11 protein-coding genes and 1 pseudogene are annotated in these 16,971 nt (G+C 67.0%); 3 read left to right on the plus strand and 9 right to left on the minus strand.

The genetic code is table 11. The features are described 5' to 3' along the window. Nucleotides 1-100 precede the first annotated feature (100 nt). The 3 genes from ACFE77_RS10595 to pdeM form a co-directional block, all read right to left on the minus strand. Complete coding sequence (locus tag ACFE77_RS10595; protein ID WP_375421606.1) at nucleotides 101-2,044, minus strand: TonB-dependent receptor domain-containing protein; 1,944 nt, start codon at nucleotides 2,042-2,044, stop codon at nucleotides 101-103. Nucleotides 2,045-2,144: 100 nt separating this feature from the next. Then, on the minus strand, nucleotides 2,145-4,778 hold the full coding sequence (locus ACFE77_RS10600; RefSeq protein ID WP_375421607.1) for a BTAD domain-containing putative transcriptional regulator: 2,634 nt from the start codon (nucleotides 4,776-4,778) through the stop codon (nucleotides 2,145-2,147). A gap of 922 nt (nucleotides 4,779-5,700) precedes the next feature. After that, the gene (gene pdeM, locus ACFE77_RS10605; protein WP_375421608.1) at nucleotides 5,701-6,363 is read right to left on the minus strand and encodes a ligase-associated DNA damage response endonuclease PdeM; all 663 of its coding nucleotides are present in this window, start codon (nucleotides 6,361-6,363) and stop codon (nucleotides 5,701-5,703) included. 156 nt (nucleotides 6,364-6,519) lie between these two features. On the opposite strand from pdeM, the gene ACFE77_RS10610 reads away from it, so the two are divergent. After that, nucleotides 6,520-8,460 carry a potassium transporter Kup gene (locus ACFE77_RS10610; protein ID WP_375421609.1) on the plus strand — a complete coding sequence of 647 codons (1,941 nt, stop codon included), beginning with the start codon at nucleotides 6,520-6,522 and terminating at the stop codon, nucleotides 8,458-8,460. A gap of 114 nt (nucleotides 8,461-8,574) precedes the next feature. Beyond that, nucleotides 8,575-8,907, plus strand: a complete 333-nt coding sequence (locus tag ACFE77_RS10615) for a hypothetical protein (protein WP_375421610.1) — start codon at nucleotides 8,575-8,577, stop codon at nucleotides 8,905-8,907. Here ACFE77_RS10615 and ACFE77_RS10620 read toward each other — a convergent pair. The 4 genes from ACFE77_RS10620 to ACFE77_RS10635 form a co-directional block, all read right to left on the minus strand. Continuing rightward, nucleotides 8,888-10,282: a M20/M25/M40 family metallo-hydrolase gene (locus ACFE77_RS10620; protein ID WP_375421611.1), complete on the minus strand. Its 1,395-nt coding sequence runs from the start codon at nucleotides 10,280-10,282 to the stop codon at nucleotides 8,888-8,890. The genes ACFE77_RS10615 and ACFE77_RS10620 overlap by 20 nt on opposite strands. Nucleotides 10,283-10,415: 133 nt before the next feature. Next, on the minus strand, nucleotides 10,416-11,357 hold the full coding sequence (locus ACFE77_RS10625; RefSeq protein ID WP_375421615.1) for an aspartyl protease family protein: 942 nt from the start codon (nucleotides 11,355-11,357) through the stop codon (nucleotides 10,416-10,418). A 57-nt stretch (nucleotides 11,358-11,414) separates the two neighbouring features. After that, nucleotides 11,415-13,802: a ligase-associated DNA damage response DEXH box helicase gene (locus ACFE77_RS10630; protein ID WP_375421616.1), complete on the minus strand. Its 2,388-nt coding sequence runs from the start codon at nucleotides 13,800-13,802 to the stop codon at nucleotides 11,415-11,417. 67 nt (nucleotides 13,803-13,869) lie between these two features. Next, nucleotides 13,870-14,046, minus strand: a complete 177-nt coding sequence (locus tag ACFE77_RS10635; protein ID WP_375421612.1) for a hypothetical protein — start codon at nucleotides 14,044-14,046, stop codon at nucleotides 13,870-13,872. 99 nt (nucleotides 14,047-14,145) lie between these two features. On the opposite strand from ACFE77_RS10635, the gene ACFE77_RS10640 reads away from it, so the two are divergent. Continuing rightward, nucleotides 14,146-15,144: a ligase-associated DNA damage response exonuclease gene (locus ACFE77_RS10640; RefSeq protein WP_375421613.1), complete on the plus strand. Its 999-nt coding sequence runs from the start codon at nucleotides 14,146-14,148 to the stop codon at nucleotides 15,142-15,144. A 188-nt stretch (nucleotides 15,145-15,332) separates the two neighbouring features. Here the strand turns inward: ACFE77_RS10640 and rpoN are convergent, their stop codons facing one another. Beyond that, nucleotides 15,333-16,808 (minus strand): RNA polymerase factor sigma-54, encoded by a 1,476-nt coding sequence (rpoN, locus tag ACFE77_RS10645; RefSeq protein ID WP_375421614.1) that lies wholly within the window; start codon nucleotides 16,806-16,808, stop codon nucleotides 15,333-15,335. Between the two features lie 4 nt (nucleotides 16,809-16,812). Beyond that, nucleotides 16,813-16,971: pseudogene (locus ACFE77_RS10650) on the minus strand (LPS export ABC transporter ATP-binding protein); the annotation flags it as partial.

The following is a 16,971-nucleotide window of genomic DNA, read 5'->3' on the forward strand; positions in this document are numbered from 1 at the left end:
ACGGCGGCCCAGCGGCAGGCCGCGGATCAAGCGGCGGGTGACCGACCAGCCGTGACCAAAAACAGCACCCCTCAGGAAAGAGCTCCGCTTCGCCTTAGCGTTACAAATCCGCAGCAAGAGTAACGCTTAGTCGACGTTGTGTCAGAGGCACGAAGATCTCAGAGCTGTTCGTCCGCCATCCGTTTTTGTTGAAGACATTGCTCACACGGAAACTGAGTGTGCCCGGCGCGTCGCCAATCCGGAACCGATACCGCGCCCCGAAATCGATCACCGCGCGTGCCGGGAGTGCGAGACGGTTGTCGCGGCTCGCTATCCTTCGCGCTACGCTCGTCATGGTCGCGTTGATCGACACACCTTCCAGTCGCGGCAATTGGTAGTCGCCGCTCACGATCGTCAATCGCCGGGTCTGGCCGACCGGCCTTCGCCCGATCGTTCCCGCATCCACCTCTTCGCCCGTTACCCTCGGGTCCAGCAGAAGCGTTCCGGCAACGACATACAGGCCCTTGGCGGGCGAGCCGGCTAGCGAGAGCTCCACGCCGCGCTGGCTGTAGTCGCCGAGCTGTCGGTATCGATCGTCCGCATCGAGGTTGAAGTAAGGCTTGTTCACCGCGAATACGCCCGCCACCGCCTTCAAGCCGTCCGTGACCGCATAGCGGATCCCGGCGTCGATCTGCCGAGTGCGCAACGCGGGCGATGCCGCATCCTTGTTGAGGGCGTTGGAAGGTGCGACGCCGCCCTCCTCGAGCCCGCGGGTGACGCTGGCGTAGATCGCCAGACGCGCGGTCGGTCGAACGGCGGCCGCCACGTTGTAGAGCCATGGTCGATCGCTGCCGAGCACCGGATCATCCTGCCCGGGCGCACGGGTCGTCTTCCGGTAGTCGGGCCGCTGCAGCCCGGCACTCGTCTCTAGCCACCTGAACGGCCGCCCCTCATATGCGATCGCCATGGTGATCTGGCGAACGCGATCGCGCGTTCGCGGGCCCACTTGAAAAGGCACCCGTGCGACTGGTCGAGGCACGCCGACGAGGGCACGACCCAGGTCGATCGGCACGTCGCCGCCGAAGGTGCGACGCTGATCACGGCCTCGGACTATCAAATGCAGGAGGTGCGGCCGATCCTTGCTTCCCAGCTGGCGGGATACACGCACTTCGCCCGAGTTCGACGCAAATCGTTGGCCGCGGTTGGCGATGATGACGTGATCCGCTTCGCCTTCGCGCGTCACGTTCAAGAACAAGTCGGCATAGCTCTCGCCGATGCCGAACACGGAGCGGAACAGACCGCCTCGGATGGTGGTCTGGCCAAGCCTCCAAGTGCCGAGCACCCCGTGGTTCTGTCCCGTGTTCCGGTTGTCGGCCCATTTCTGGCCGTAGAACCGGCTGCGTTTGATCCGCGGGGGCAGGTGATTTCCGCCTACGAAGATCGCGGGTGCGGCCTCCGCGTCCCATGCCCAGCTGCCGCTCGCGAACGCCGTCATCTCCAGGTTCGAAGTCGGCGTCCAACGAGGCATCACGGCTGCGTTCGCATACCCTTCCGTGACACCGATGCCGGCGTCCGCTCTGTTGAGGGTGGCGCCTGCGACCAGGCTCAGGCGCCCCGGCGAGATCGGCAGCTGCAGATCGACTTCCGCGTCGACGCCTCTGAACGGGCCCAATGCCAGCAGGCCGCTGTAGACGGGCTTGTCGCCGGTCTTGCGCAGGGCATAATCCACGATGCCGGTCGGCGCCGGCAGAGGGTATCCTTGCGCCGAGATGCCGACGCGTATGCCCGCTTCCGCTATGAGATGGTTGATGGGGTCTATCTGCTGGTCGAAGTATAGGCCCGCTATCCGGGCGTTGCCCGCGTCGACCGCACTGAACCCGCGGACGTCGTAGGCATTGTAGAGGCCGATGCTCTCGTTCCCCACGCTGGTTCCGAACGCGTCCTCCGATGCGGTGACCGCATTGTCTCCGGACCGCTGTGCCGACGCTTGCCCCACGATGACCATCGCCGCGATCGTTGCCGCAACCGTCGTGCGTGCGCGTCCGCCGTTTCCCCAACCCGTCATGCCTGCTCCTGCCTTTGCTCGGGCTGCGCATGAGGGCTGGGCATCATCGGCTGCGCGGATCATCGTCAACGCAGCATCAAATCGGCGATAAGCAGGCCGTTCAGCTCTGAAGAGCGCTCCAGCCGAGCTTGTGGCGCTCTGAGTTCACGAACTTGAGGAGGTCGTGCTCCAGACCCGCCATAGCGGGGTCCGAACGCAGCCAGCGGAACGCAGCCAGCGTGCCGAGCGGCCGAAAAGGCGTGCCCACCAATTGAGCCGGCTCGTGCTGGATCGCGAGCCTCAGCAGGTGGAGCGCCTCGGTGCGGTCTCCGGAAAGCGAGGCGGCTGCAGCCCGCTGGCCGAGCATGCCTCGGCCGTCACCACGGGCGCTTCGATCAAGCCTGATTTGCCTCTGGACCCTCGCCAGCAGGCTGTCGGCGTCGTTCTGACGTCCGGCGGCGCGCATCGCCACGATCAGCGGCGCAATCTCGTAAGCGTCCATCGTCTCGCCCGGACGGAACTTGGCCACTGAACCGAACCGCTCATCGAACAGGCGCAGCAGCGTTCGCCCGCGGCCACCAGCGACGAGGATGTCGCCGACGTTCCAGAAGTTGACTGCCGTGTCCCAGAAGGTCGGACCCTGCTGGCGAGCGACGGCCTCAAGCGCGTCCAGCCGTCCACTAAGCACCAGACGCCCCGCCTCGTCGGTGCGCGCCAACGTCCGCAATGCCGCTTCACGCTCACCGAGCGCCGCGAGTGCAGACGCGAGGCGGAAGCGGCTTTGCCGCTCCTGCGGCGCCAATCTCGCGAACAGCGCCGCAGCACGGGCCCCGTCGGCCAGACGGCCCTCCACGCTGGCGAGCAGCAGTTCGAGCTGCACCTTCGCGAGTTCGTCGCGCGAGAGAAGCAGGAAGCGCTTCACGACCTTCGCCGCTTCGCGCACGCGCCCGGTTCGTTGAAGAGCCGCGACGAGATGTTCGGAGTTCAGACCCCAGAGCGGATCGATCGCCACCGAACGGCGGAACGCTGACAACGCCTGATCATATTCACCCACAGCCATCAGCGACTGTCCGAGCCAGCGTTGAAAGTCCGCCCGCTGGGGATCGGCGGCAACGGCGCGTCGGTAGTGTCCGACCGACTGGCCGTCGCTGAAGCTCAGCAAGCCAATCGCCGCGTGCGCCTCGCCAAGGGACGGATCGAGCCGTGCTGCAAGCCCGGCTTCCCGCGTCGCCTCCGCAAGGGCGGTGCCGTATGGAAGAGTCCCGTATGAGACCGGATGCTGAGCCCGAAGCATGAGCACCTGTGCGAGAAGGGCGTGCGGTGGCGCATAGGCGGGCTGCTGCGCGATCGCCTGCCGAAGGTTCTCGTCCGCGGCGTTGAGCGAAACGGCGCGGCGGTCCCGCATAAGCGCTCGCGCGGAAAGGTAATGGTCGTACACGGCAGCTTGAGGCACGGTCTTCGCCGGGGAGTCAGGCAGCGTTCCCGCAAAGCGCTTCAGCACACCCTGCGCGATCTCGCTCTGCACGGCGAAGACGTCGCGGACGCGCCGGTCGTACCGCTCCGACCAGACCTGGGCACCGCTGCCTACGTCGGTAAGGCGCACGATCACCCGCACGCGGTCTCCGCTCGCTCGAACCGTCCCATCAAGAAGATAGGTCACTCCGAGGCGTCGGGCGGCGGTCCGCACGTTCTCGCCTGCGCCGAACTGACTTGCCGTCGCACGGCCGAGGACGGCGACGTCCGGTGCGCGCGCAAGCATGTTCTGGACGTCTTCAGCAACCCCGCTCGCAAAATATGGATCGTTGATCCGAGAAAGGTTCTCGAATGGAAGAACAGCTATGACCGGACGTGTTGCGGCGGGCGGCTTGGAGAACCAGGCAGCGATCAGCAGCATTCCGGCCAACACAAAAGACGTGGCGATGATCGTCGCTATTCGCCGTGGCACGGACCGGCCGGCCTCCGGTTCATAGGCACTCGGCAGAGAGATAGCGCCTACGCCGTCCGGGGTGGGCTTCAACTCGCTCTGCAGCTTCTCGTAGAGCCGGAGAGTCTCACCGGACGGGGTGGCGCCGAGTTCTTTCGAGATGCGCCTCGCGAACGACTGGAAGCGCCGGTGGAAGGCCGCGCGCTGTCCGAGTACCGCTTCGGCCTGCAGAGCGACGCGTAGCGCCCTCTCGTCGAACGGATCGAAACGCAATGCGTGATACGCAAGCCGCAGCGCCGTCTCGGCCGACGTCGGGAGCATCGCCTCCGCGGCAACGCAAGCCTTGCGCCCAAGCTGGCCGGCGAGGCGAAGGCGCGTGTCCCTCAGCCAATCGTCGCACTGCTCGCTCACGTCGTCGATGCCGCTCATCAGCTCCGGCTCCGTGGCGTCGAGCATCGCGAGCAGCTGCAAGCCTTCCTGGTCGTCGAATGCCAATATGTTCGCAACGTCGCTTTGCAACCAAGGTGCCAGCATCACCTGCTCGCCTGCTGTGACAACGGCCTCCTGACCGATCAGCGTTCGCAGTTCGTAAACAGCTTGCCTCAGGCTCGCGCGCGCCTGGTCATCCCCGCGATCACCCCATAGCATCGCGACCAGCTTCTGCCGGGCCACACCGCTCGGGGAGCAGGCCAAAAGTGCGAGCAGCGCGCGTGTCTTGCGCGTTCGCGGGAACAACGCCGAGTCCGCGCGCATTGCACGAACTTCGCCGAGCAGCCGCACAGCAACCGGCACGCAGCGATACTCTGGCCTCTCGGCAGGCTGCTCATCCAAAGTGGCATCTGCTATTGTCACCGGCAGGACTTCGTTCTTGAGTTACGCAGCATCGGGTGTGGCCACATGATGCAAGTGGAGCGTAGCACCATTGACGAAGCTGAGGAACGATGTGAGCCCGTGGAGCGAACGGCCTTACCGCTCTGATCGGTCATGCAGCTGCGGGGGGGCCGCTGCCCGCTAAGTAACACATGCGGCAGGCGTGGCTTGATGATTGTCGAAACCGGGCTGGCACGTGCAACGTGACAACCAAAACGCTTGGCTTATTAAAGTTCGTGGCCGCTCGGACATCCCAGACCAGCGCCGAGTGCAGCTCATAAGATCAAACGGTCAACGGGTGTCGATGCACGTCACGAACTGATTTGCGGAAACACGAACGTTACGCTCCATGAGCGAGCGTGTTTGCCAATCGTCCAATGCTGACGACCGCCATTTGGACCGGAAGCGTTAACCCACTTCGACCGCTCCAAACTGTACAGCGCCTGCCGAATGGTTCGGCCGGTCAGAGCGGTAACTTCATCTGCGCCGATCGACGACCTCACGAGCTGCATCACCCTGGCCGTCGTGAGCGGCTCGTCAACTTCTCGCAGCACTTGCCAGACCACTCCTCGTAAACCAGTTGGTGCAGCTACTCCGTAAGCTGTTGAATCTAAAGCAATCCCCCAGTTCGCAGCTTCGTCCCGAGTGGCCCGCCACTTACCGTCCGTTGGCCTCAGCCGTTGTTCGCCGAAATAGAAGCAGCGCCATCAAGCACCTATAGATCGCGACTGTTGGTCCGAACCTAGCTACTTGCGCGTGAAACGTAGGGCTAGATTTAAGGTCGCTTTTAGTCCCGGTGTTACGCCGTCGCGGTATTAAGCCGGGCCTCCGATAAGAGCTGCGCGCTCCAAGAGCATGCAAGCGCCATCTAAGCGCCAACAACTCAAGCCGCGATCGGAAAGCGCAGCATGCGTTGTTCGACCGGCACCAGCGCTTGTGCGCCGCGGCCGACGGCGCGGGTGATCTCCGGGTGATCGACGTCGAGCCCGCCGGTCAGCAATCCGAATGCAGGCAGGATCAGCTTCGTCTCGGTGCCGATGAAGCAACGCCGCGCGACCTGCTTGCCGCGCACCCGCAGCCGCAACTTGGGATGGAAATGTCCCGACACTTCGGCGCGACGCTCGGCGGGCGCGGCTTCGTGCCGTAGCACCAGGCCGTCGACCTCGGCCTCCGCCACCACCGATCCGCCGCAGCGATCGATGATGTCGGGATCGTGGTTGCCGGTGATCCAGGTCCAGTCGGTGCCGCCGGTCAGCGCCACCAGCATCGCCCGCGCCCGCGCCGGCAGCCGGTCGCAGCCCGCGACGTCGTGAAAACTGTCGCCCAGGCACCAGACCTCGCGCGCGCCGGTCGCCGCGACCAGCGCGGTGAGATCGGCCAGCGTCGCGATCGAATCGTACGGCGGCAGCATCTGCCCGCCCTTCGCGAACCAGCTCGCCTTTTCGAGGTGAAGGTCGGCGACCAGCATCGCCCGCCGCGCCGGCCAGAAGACCGCGCCCTGTGCGAGCGCGAAGAGCGCATGTCCGCCGAACGAAAAGGGAACCATCACTGCGCCATGCCGCCGAACCGCACCCGGATCAAGCACGCATCGGGCGTCGCAGGACGGGGCGACTCGTTTGTGCGGTGCAACGCGAATAGCCTTAGCGTCGCCCTGCAATCGTCGTATAGCGCCTGGTCCTGTTCTGAAGGGTCCTACCCGCGCATGTCGCCCGCCGCCGAACCGACTGCCGCTGCCCACGCCCCGACCCGCCATCCCGCCTTCATCGCGCTGTCGATCGGCGCGATCGGCGTCGTGTTCGGCGATATCGGCACCAGCCCGCTCTACGCGTTTCGCGAGGCGCTGGCGCAATCGGGCGCCGACGGCATCGATCCGTCCGAGATCCTCGGCGTCCTCAGCCTCGCGCTGTGGACGCTGACGCTGATCGTCACCGTCAAATACGTCTCGTTCCTGATGCGCGCCGACAATCACGGCGAGGGCGGCGTGCTGGCGCTGACCGCGCTCGCGCGCCGCGTGCTCGGGATGCGGTCGCGGATCGCGATCGTGCTCGGCGCCGCGGGTGCCGCGTTGTTCTATGGCGATGCGATCATCACCCCCGCGCTGTCGGTGCTGTCGGCGATGGAAGGGCTGCGCACGATCCCGGCGACCGCGCACATCTTCGACGAAGGCACGATCCGGTTGCTGACGATCGGCATTCTGGTCGCGTTGTTCATGATCCAGTCGCGCGGCACCGCGCACGTCTCGCGGCTGTTCGGCCCGGTCTGCATCGTCTGGTTCTTCGCGATCGGCGGATTGGGGCTGTGGCACATCGCCGACGAGCTATCGATCATGCGCGTGCTGTCGCCGACGTACGGCATTTCGTTTCTTGCGACCCATGGCACCGTCGGCCTGTTCGTGCTCGGCGCGGTGTTCCTGACCGTGACCGGCGCGGAGGCGTTGACCGCGGACATGGGGCATTTCGGCCGCGCGCCGATCCGCGCCGCGTGGTTCGTGCTGGTCTGGCCGGCGCTGGTGCTCAACTATCTGGGGCAGGGCGCGTTCGCCTTGTCGCAGCTTGAGGCGGCGAAGGCAGCGGGGCGGCCGTTCGCCAATCAGGACTGGTTCTTCCTGATGGCGCCGGAGGGCGTCCGCCCCGCGCTGGTCGTGCTCGCGGGCTTCGCGACCGTGATCGCGAGCCAGGCGGTGATAACCGGCGCGTTCTCGCTGACCCAGCAGGCGGTGCAGCTCGGGCTGCTGCCGCGATTGCGGATCCGGCAGACGTCGGCGGACTTCGTCGGGCAGATGTATCTGCCCGCGATCAACTGGATGCTGCTGGCAGGCGTGCTGGTGCTCGTGATCCAGTTCAAGAGCTCGTCGGCGATGGCCGCGGCGTACGGCATCGCGGTGACCGGGACGATGGTAGTGACGACCTGCCTCGGCTACCTCGTCGCGCGCCACGTATGGAACTGGTCGCGGCCGGTGGCGCTCGCCGCGATCACGCCGTTCCTGGTGCTCGACCTGATCTTCTTCGGCGCCAATCTGGTGCGCGTGATCGAGGGCGGTTGGGTGCCGCTGGTCGTCGCCGGCGCGATCGGCGTGATCATCGCGACCTGGGTGCGCGGCCGCAAGATCGTCGGCCTGTTCGAACAGCGCCAGAGCATTCCGCTGACCGATCTCGCCGCCGCGCTCGCCAAGCGCCCGCCCGAACGCGTCGACGGCAATGCGGTGTTCCTGACCGGCAACCCGCACGCGGCGCCGGGCGCGCTGCTCCACAATCTGAAGCACAACAAGGTGCTCCACGCGCGCAACTACATCCTCAGCGTCCGCACCGCGGATCGCCCGGTGATCGACGAGGAACATCGCGCGAGCGTGGAACGCGTCGACGACAATTTCACGATCGTGGTGCTGAAATACGGCTTCATGGAGTCGCCCGATATCCCGCGCGATCTGGGGCTCGGCGGCAAGTACGAGAAGAAGGGGCTCGACCCCATGCAGACCTCGTTCTTCATCGGCCGCAACACGCTGAAGCCCGATGCGGAAAAGGGCATGCCGCCGTGGCAGGACCGGATCTTCATGTTCCTGCAACGCAACGCCAGCGACCCCACCGACTTCCTGCGCATCCCGCCGGGCAAGGTGGTGGAGCTGGGCGAACAGGTTACGGTCTAGGCGCGGCTGCGCGGGGATGACGGCAATCGGGGGAAGCTGGTCAATAGCCTCGTCCGCGACTTGCCGATGCGCTAGGAGAGCGCCGGCGCATCGTGCGTCCCACGGAGTGCCGCCATGATCATCGCCATTCTCGCCGCCGCTGCGCTCAGCCCACCCGTCGCGGCGGACGCGCGGTGTATCGCGCTGATGAACTTCATGATCGCGAAGGGCACGCCTGAGCAGAAGACTGCGGCGCGGGCGGGCACGATCTACTTCGTCGGCAAGCTGAAGGGGCGGCAGCCGGGGATCGACGTCGCCGCGGTGCTGCGGACCGCGGCGGAGGATGCGACCCGGTCCAAGATGAACGCGCAGGCCGAGGTCAAGCGCTGCGGCCAGGAAGTCAGCGCCGCCGCCGACTCCCTCCGCCCCGCGGGTGCGCCGGCCGCCGCTACCCCGCGTAAGCCTTGACCAGATCGAACAGATAGTCGCGGCCTTCGTAGAGCGACTTGATCGAGATGCGTTCGTTGAGGCCGTGGATCCCCGACATGTCGGGATCGACGAAGATCCCCGGCGCTCCATAAACCGGGATGCCGATCGCCTGCAGGAAGATGCCATCGGTCGCCCCGGTCGACATGATCGGCGTCAGCGGCACGCCCGGGAAATGCTTGGCGGCGACCTTCGTCGCTGGGCCGACGATCTTGGGATCGAGCGCGGGCGGAATCGCGGTCGGGCGTACCGGCATGTTGGCGGTGACCGTCACCTTGGGCCCGGCGAGCCGCTTCAACGTCGCAAGCGTGCCGTCGACGGTCTCGCCTGGGAAGATCCGGCAATTGACGTTGGCGGTGGCGCGCTGGGGCAGGGCGTTCTCGGCATGGCCGGCGTTCAGCAGCGTCGCGACGCACGTGGTGCGCAGCGTCGAATGCATCGCCTTGTCACGGCTGACGATGAGGTCGGCGGCCTTGTCGTTGGGATCGGCGAGCAGCGCGGTGATCGCATCCCCCACCGTGCCCGGCTGTTTCTTCGCATTGGAGGCGAAGAAGAGGCGCGTGGTGTCGGTGAACTTCACCGGAAAGGAATAGCCGCGCACCGCTTCGATCGCGTCGGCGAGTTCGTAGATCGCGTTGTCGGGCACCGGTTGCGAGCTGTGGCCACCGGGGTTGGTCGCGCTCAGCGTATAGTTCTGCGCGGCTTTCTCACCCACCTGCATCGCCAGCAACACGCGGTTGCCCTTGTCGTCGTAGCGCCCGCCGCCGCCCTCGTTGAGCGCGAATTCGGCGGCGATCAGGTCGGGGCGCTCCTTGGCGAGATATTGCGCGCCGTTCCACGCGAAGGTGGTTTCCTCGCCACAGGTCAGCGCGAGCTTGATCGTGCGCTTGGGGGCGGGACCCGACTGTTTCAGCCGGATCAGCGTGTCCGCCCACACCGCCGACATCGCCTTGTCGTCGAGCGTGCCGCGCGCATAATAATAGCCGCCCTCCTCGATCAGCGTGAACGGGTCGCGCACCCAATCCTCGCGCTTGGCCTCGACCACGTCGAGATGGCCGAGCAGCAGCATCGGCTTGAGCTTGGCGTCGCTGCCCTTCAGCACCGCGACGATGCCGCCATCCTTGGGATGATCGGCGACCGAGAACGGCACGATATCGGCATCCGCGAATCCCGCCGCCTTCAGCCGCGTGCCGATCTGCGCCGCGGCCTGGGTGCAGCTGCCGGCGGACAGCGTCGTGTTGGTCTCCACGAGCTGCTTGTACAAATCGAAGAACGTACGCTGATCGGGCCGGGTCTGCGCCGCCGCCGGTGCCGCGAGCACCATCGCTGCCGTCGCCATCATCCACGCTGCCCGCATCGTCTCGTCTCCACCCGTTGATGCGGCGGAGTAGAGCGGCAATCGCGGGAGCGTGCAACCCGAGCGTGAGACCTTCGCACCCCGCCACCGTCATCCCCGCCTGCGCGGCGATGACGGAGGAAAGTGGATGCCTTCAGCCTCCACCCACCGATACTGCCACGCCCATCATCTCCCGCGGGAAGCGGAACCGGATCTCCCGATTGGCGAAGTCGATGTTCACCGCGCGGAACAGCCGCAGCACGTCCATGCCGAGCAGCAATGCGGGCCGGCCCGCCAGCCCGAAGCGCCGGAACGGCGGCGCGTCGGCGAACGCGACACGGACGTTCGAAAAGCCCACCCCGCCGATCTCGAGCCGATCGACCACGAACGCGTCGGTCACCAGCGTCCCGCCGGTCGCCGACGTCATCGCCATCGGCCCGAGCGGCTTCGGTCGTTTGGTGATCGCGGCGAGCAGCGCGGAATTGCCGATAGAGGCGGGCGATCCGGTGTCGATCACCACCGCGATGCGGACGTTGCGCCACCGCGCGTCGGTCACGATCAACTGCCCGAACAGCGACCGCGCGACGATCACGATCTCGTCGCGGTCGGCGCGCATCCGCGCCGCGTGCCGGCGCGACGGACGCAGCTTCATCTGCTTGCGGTCGAAATCGATCGCGACGCTGTGGCCCTGCAATGCATCGATCCCGAGCATCCCGACCGCGCCGAGATGCCTGCTCTGCAGCGCGGGCGCCTGAATCGTCGCTTGCGAGATGGTGCTGACCGACAGTTTCGGCACGATCACGGTGCCGACGGTCGAGGTCCCGGTCATCGCGGTGACGCGCACGTCGGCGCCGGCGGGCAGGCCGAGCACCCCGGCGAGTTCGCGCGATACCACGGTGCGCTCGGCGCCGGTGTCGACGATGAAGTCCCAGGGCCCGCGGTCGCCGATCGAGACCGGCACCGTCATCCGGCTGTCCGCATCGCCGAACGCCAGCGTGGCGTCGTCCTCGAGGGGCAGCGGTGGCGGGGTCGGCGGCGCGATCACCAGCTGCGCGAGGCCGGGGCCGGACGCCACCAGCGCCGCCAGCCCGAGCATAATACGCAAGCCTATCATTACCGGAGGCTGCGCCCGATCCGGACCTTTGGCAAGCGGTCAGTCGATCCGCATCGCCTCCGCCGCCAGCGCCTCCGCCTCGATCAGCAACGCGTCGTCGGCGTTGCCGGTGGCGACGCGTTCGCGCCCGATCAGCGTCAGCACCGGCACCGCGAGCGGGGTGACGCGATCGAGGTCGACGTGGAGCATCGTCTCTGCCGCACGATCGAGCAGCCCCGCCAATCGCCCGACATCGGTCATCCGCGCGCGCGCATCGGCCCAGGCGGCCTCCAGCAACAGGTGCGTCGGCTCGTATTTGCGCAGCACGTCGTAGATCAGGTCGGTCGAGAACGTCACCTGCCGCCCGGTCTTCTTCTTTCCCGGGTGCTGGCGCTCCACGAGCCCGCCGATCACCGCGACCTCGCGGAAGGCGCGCTTCAGCAGGTGCGATTGCTGCACCCAGTCGACGAACTCATGTTCAAGGATGTCGGCGTTGAACAGCGACGCCGGGTCGGTGACCTTCTCGATCGAATAGGTCGCGATCGCATAGTCGTTGGCGACGAAGCCGAGCGGCTTCAGCCCCTGCGTCTCCATCCGCCGGGTGATCAGCATGCCCAGCGACTGATGCGCGTTCCACCCCTCGAAACTATACGCGACCATGTAGTTGCGCCCCTCCCGCGGGAAGGTTTCGACCAGCAGCTGGCCGGGTTGCGGAAGTTGCGACCGCCGGCTCTGGTAATCGAGCCATTCGCGCACGTCGGCGGGGAAGCGCGCCCATTCCGACGGCGTCGCCAGGAATGCGCGGACCCGGTCGGCGAGGCTGGTCGACAGCGGCATCCGCGCGCCGCCATAGGTCGGGATCCGCGCGGGGCGGGAGGTGGCGCGGACGATCAGGTCGGTCTGGTCGATCTTCATCACCTCGAGACTCAGCCCGGCGAAGAAGAAGGTGTCGCCGTGGCTCAGCTGCGACGCGAAGCTCTCCTCGACCCGCCCGAGATTGCGACCGTTGTTGAAACGGACATCGAGCATCGTCGCCTCGACGATGATCCCCGCGTTCAGCCGGTGCTGCGTGACGAAGCGCGGATGGCTGACCCGCCACGTCCCGTCCGCATCCTGGGTCAGCCGCTTGAACCGGTCATACGCCTTCAGCGAATAGCCGCCGTCACGGATGAAGCCGAGCACCCGGTCGAAGGTCTCGTCGGTCAGCGCGGAATAGGGCAGGGCGGACCGAATCTCGTCGAGCAACTCGCTCTGCACGAACGGTGCCGCGCACGCACAGGCCATCACATGTTGCGCGAGGACATCAAGCGCGCCGGGACGGAAGATATCCGGATCGAGCTCGCCCGCATCGACCGCGTCGAGCGCGGCGCGAGTCTCCAGATATTCGAAGCGGTTGCCGGGCACGACGATCGCCTCGGACGATTCCTCCAGCCGGTGATTGGCGCGGCCGATCCGTTGCAGCAGCCGCGACGATCCCTTGGGCGCGCCCATCTGGATCACGCAGTCGACATCGCCCCAATCGACCCCGAGGTCGAGGCTCGCGGTCGCGACCAGCGCGCGCAGCCGCCCGTCGGCCATCGCGCCCTCGACCTTGCGCCGCGCCTCGCGCGCCAGGCTGCCGTGATGCACCCCGATCGGCAGGCTCATCGCGTTGACCTTCCACAGATCCTGGAAGATCAGCTCGGCGAGACTGCGGGTGTTGCAGAACACGATCGTGGTCTTGTGGGTCTCGATCTCCGCCATCACCTGCTCGGCGGCGTAGCGGCCCGAATGCCCCATCCACGGCACGCGCCCGTCGGGCAGCAGGATCGCGATGTTGGGCTCGGCACCGGGTTGGCCCTTCACCAGCGCCACCTCCCCGATATCGCCGTCGGGCGCGAGCCAGGCGCGATAGCCGTCCGGGTCGGCGACCGTCGCCGACAGCGCGACGCGGCGCATGCCGGGCGCGATCCGCTGCAGCCGCGCCATGCACAGCGACAACAGGTCGCCGCGCTTGCCGGTGGCGAAGGCGTGAACCTCGTCGACGACGATCGTGCGCAGCCCCGCGAACATCGTCGCGCTGTCGGGATAGCTCAGCAGCAGCGACAGCGATTCGGGCGTGGTCAGCAGGATCTGCGGCGGCTTGATCCGTTGCCGCGCCTTGCGGTCGCTGGGCGTATCCCCGGTGCGCGTCTCGACCCGGATGTCGACGCCCATCTCCTCGATCGGCGCCATCAAGTTGCGCTGGATGTCGACCGCGAGTGCCTTCAGCGGCGACACGTAGAGCGTGTGCAACCCGCCGGTCGGAGTCTCGATCAGCTCGGTCAGCGTCGGCAGGAACCCCGCCAACGTCTTGCCCGCACCCGTGGTCGCGACCAGCAGCGCGTGTCGACCCGCCCGCGCCTGGTCGAGCATCTCCAACTGGTGCCGCCGCGGCTGCCAGCCGCGCGCGTCGAACCAGTCGGACAGCAGCGCCGGCAGCTCTGGAGCCAAGGCGGGATCGCGCGCGGGATTCAAGGCGCGATCGCGCGCGGGATCAACGTGGTCCGCGAGCGCTATCCTCCGCGGCCTGTTCGTCACGCACCCGCTTGGTCGCCGCCTCGGTCTCGGCGCGCGACACGCGGTTGCCCTTGTTCAGGAACCGCCCCGCCACCAGCGCCAGGAGCAGCAGGATCGGGCCGGCGATGATCACGAACCCCCACAGATTAGTCATAGCGATTACCTTGTTTCGACTGCCCCGTCTGAACGAGCATTGGGTGGGTTCGATCCCGCACGGCTGGGAACCGCGCCCCGCGCCATCCATATAGGCATGATGGCAAAACTCGGCGACTGGCTAGAACCGCATCCCCACGGCATCCACGTCAAGCCGGCCGACGCCTGGATCGACCCCTCGATCCCCAGCGCGCGGGCGCTGGTGACGCACGGCCATGCCGATCACGCGCGCGGCGGCCACGAGGCGGTGTGGGCAACGCCCGAAACGCTGGCGATCATGGACGCGCGCTATGGCGAGCAGGCGGGGATCCCGGTCGCCTATGGCGAGACGGTGCGGGTCGGCGAGGTCGATGTCGGCTTCGTGCCCGCGGGGCATGTGCTCGGCTCCGCGCAGATCGTGCTCGATTACCGCGGCGAGTGCGTCGTCGTGTCGGGCGATTACAAGCGCCGCGCTGACCCGACCTGCGTGCCGTTCGAGCCGGTGAAGTGCGACGTGTTCGTCACCGAGGCAACCTTCGGCCTGCCGGTGTTCCGCCATCCCGAGACCGGCGACGAGATCGACAAGCTCCTAGCCGCGCTCCACGCCAATCCGACGCGCTGCGTGCTGGTCGGCGCCTATGCGCTCGGCAAGGCGCAGCGCGTGATCGCCGAATTGCGCGACCGCGGGCACGAGGCGCCGATCTACATCCACGGCGCGCTGCAACGATTGTGCGATCTCTACGCCGATCACGGTGTGCGGCTGGGCGAGCTGATCCCCGCGACCGGCGTGTCCAAGGCCGAGATCGCGGGCCATGTCGTGATGGCGCCGCCGGGCGCGCTCAACGACCGCTGGTCCCGCCGGCTGCCCGACCCGATCACCGCCATGGCGAGCGGCTGGATGCGCGTCCGCCAGCGCGCCCGCCAGAAGAACGTCGAGCTGCCTCTGATCCTCAGCGATCACGCCGACTGGGACGAGTTGATCGACACCCTCACCGAGATCGCGCCCCGCGAAGTCTGGGTCACCCACGGCCGCGAAGACGCGCTCGTCCACTGGTGCATGACCCGCCAGATCAAGGCCCGCGCGCTGGCGCTGGTCGGGTTCGAGGACGAGGATGATTGAGTTGAGCTTTATCGAAGCGGGAGTCGGCTCCAGTCGGGGGTGACGGATTGGTTGGTGATCATCGAGCGCTTTCCTGCACGCCTCCGTTCTGCTCGGCGGTCGATGACGCTCTTTCTCACCCGTTGAAATCGCTACCAGATCCCGGAGTTCTCACGCGATACCTGCTCGACGCTCGCGCCGGTTCCGCCCTACGCGCCCTCCAGCGCACGGCTCCGGCGGCGTTGCACCGAACTGCCGATCCCCATCGCCTCGCGGTACTTCGCCACGGTCCGCCGCGCGATGTCGAAGCCGCGGGCATTGAGCAGTTCGACCAGCGTGTCGTCGGACAGGATCTTCGCGCCCTCGGTGTCGATCAGCGACCGAATCGCGCTCTTCACCGCCTGCGCCGACACCGCGTCGCCGCCGTCCGCGGACTGGATCGCGGAGGTGAAGAAGTATTTCAGCTCGTAGAGCCCACGTGCGCAGCTGACATATTTGTTCGAGGTGACGCGGCTGACGGTCGATTCGTGCATCTCGATCGCGTCGGCCACCTGGCGGAGCGTCAACGGCCGCAGATGCGCGACGCCGTGGAGGAAGAAGCCCTCCTGTTGCTTCACGATCTCGGTCGCGACCTTGATGATCGTCCGCTGGCGCTGGTCCAGCGCCTTCACCAGCCAGTTGGCGCTGGCCAGCGCTTCCGACAGCCAGGCCTTAGACGACTTGTCCTGCGGGCCGTGGCTCAGCTCGTGATAATAGCTGCGGTTGACGAGCACCCGCGGGAGCGTCGCGGAATTGATCTCGATCGCCCAGCCGGCCTTGGTGCGCGCGACGAACAGGTCGGGGGTGACCGCCTGCGCGGGTTCGCCGCCATAGCGGCAGCCGGGCTTGGGGTCGTAGCTGCGGAGTTCGCGGATCATGTCCGCCATGTCTTCGTCGTCGACCCCGCACATCCGCTTCAGCCGCGCGAGCTCGCCGCGCGCGAGCAGGTCGAGATTGTCGATCAGCCGCGCCATGCAGGGATCGTAGCGATCGGCTTCCTGCGCCTGCAACGTCAGGCATTCGGCGAGGTCGCGGGCGCCGACCCCGGTCGGATCGAGCGTCTGGATCGTGCCGAGCACCGCCTCGACCCGCGCGAGCGGCACGCCGAGCCGGGTCGCGATGTCGAGCAGCGACGCGGTGAGGTATCCCGCGTCGTCGATCTGGTCGATCAGATGCTGCGCCAGGAACCAGTCGTCGGCGTCCACCACCGCGCCCGCCTGGGCGAGCAGATGATCCGCCAGGCTGGTCGCGCCACTCGCGAAGCTGTCGAGATCGGGCGCTTCGCCGCTGCCCGGCCCGGCATTGCCGCCGGTCATCGACAAGCCGCCGTCGAACCCGCCGCCGCCATCGGCGACGCTGTCCTGCTGGTGGCTTTCGGTGGCGTAATCGAGGTCGAGCGGTTCGGCCGCGGCGGCACCGCTGACCAGTTCGTCGGCGCCAGCAGGATCGGGCGCCTCGGCGCGTTCGGGCCGTACCACTTCGTCGGTCGACGCGGCCTCTAGCAGCGGGTTGCGCTCGATCTCCTCGGCGATGAAGCCCTCGATCTCCAGGTTCGACAGCGCCAGCAGCTTGATCGCCTGCTGGAGCTGGGGCGTCATCACCAGCGATTGCGACTGACGCAGGTCGAGGCGCGGCGCGAGGCTCATCGGCTTACAGCGAGAAGCCCTCGCCGAGGTACAGCCGGCGGACGTTGGCGTCGGCGACGAGTTCGGCGGGCGAGCCGCTGAACAACACCCGGCCGTCATAGATGATGTAGGCGCGATCGACGATGTCGAGCGTCTCGCGAACGTTATGATCGGTGATCAGCAC

The organism is uncultured Sphingomonas sp., assembly GCF_964243315.1.
In the GTDB taxonomy this organism is placed as follows: Bacteria; Pseudomonadota; Alphaproteobacteria; order Sphingomonadales; family Sphingomonadaceae; genus Sphingomonas.

Bases quoted from the DNA above. Each gene is read 5' to 3' on its own strand.
- ACFE77_RS10595 (WP_375421606.1), bottom strand. From the start codon at position 2,044: ATGACGGGTTGGGGAAACGGCGGACGCGCACGCACGACGGTTGCGGCA.
- pdeM (WP_375421608.1), bottom strand. From the start codon at position 6,363: ATGGTTCCCTTTTCGTTCGGCGGACATGCGCTCTTCGCGCTCGCACAG.
- ACFE77_RS10610 (WP_375421609.1), top strand. From the start codon at position 6,520: ATGTCGCCCGCCGCCGAACCGACTGCCGCTGCCCACGCCCCGACCCGC.
- ACFE77_RS10615 (WP_375421610.1), top strand. From the start codon at position 8,575: ATGATCATCGCCATTCTCGCCGCCGCTGCGCTCAGCCCACCCGTCGCG.
- ACFE77_RS10620 (WP_375421611.1), bottom strand. From the start codon at position 10,282: ATGCGGGCAGCGTGGATGATGGCGACGGCAGCGATGGTGCTCGCGGCA.
- ACFE77_RS10625 (WP_375421615.1), bottom strand. From the start codon at position 11,357: ATGCTCGGGCTGGCGGCGCTGGTGGCGTCCGGCCCCGGCCTCGCGCAG.
- ACFE77_RS10635 (WP_375421612.1), bottom strand. From the start codon at position 14,046: ATGACTAATCTGTGGGGGTTCGTGATCATCGCCGGCCCGATCCTGCTG.
- ACFE77_RS10640 (WP_375421613.1), top strand. From the start codon at position 14,146: ATGGCAAAACTCGGCGACTGGCTAGAACCGCATCCCCACGGCATCCAC.
- rpoN (WP_375421614.1), bottom strand. From the start codon at position 16,808: ATGAGCCTCGCGCCGCGCCTCGACCTGCGTCAGTCGCAATCGCTGGTG.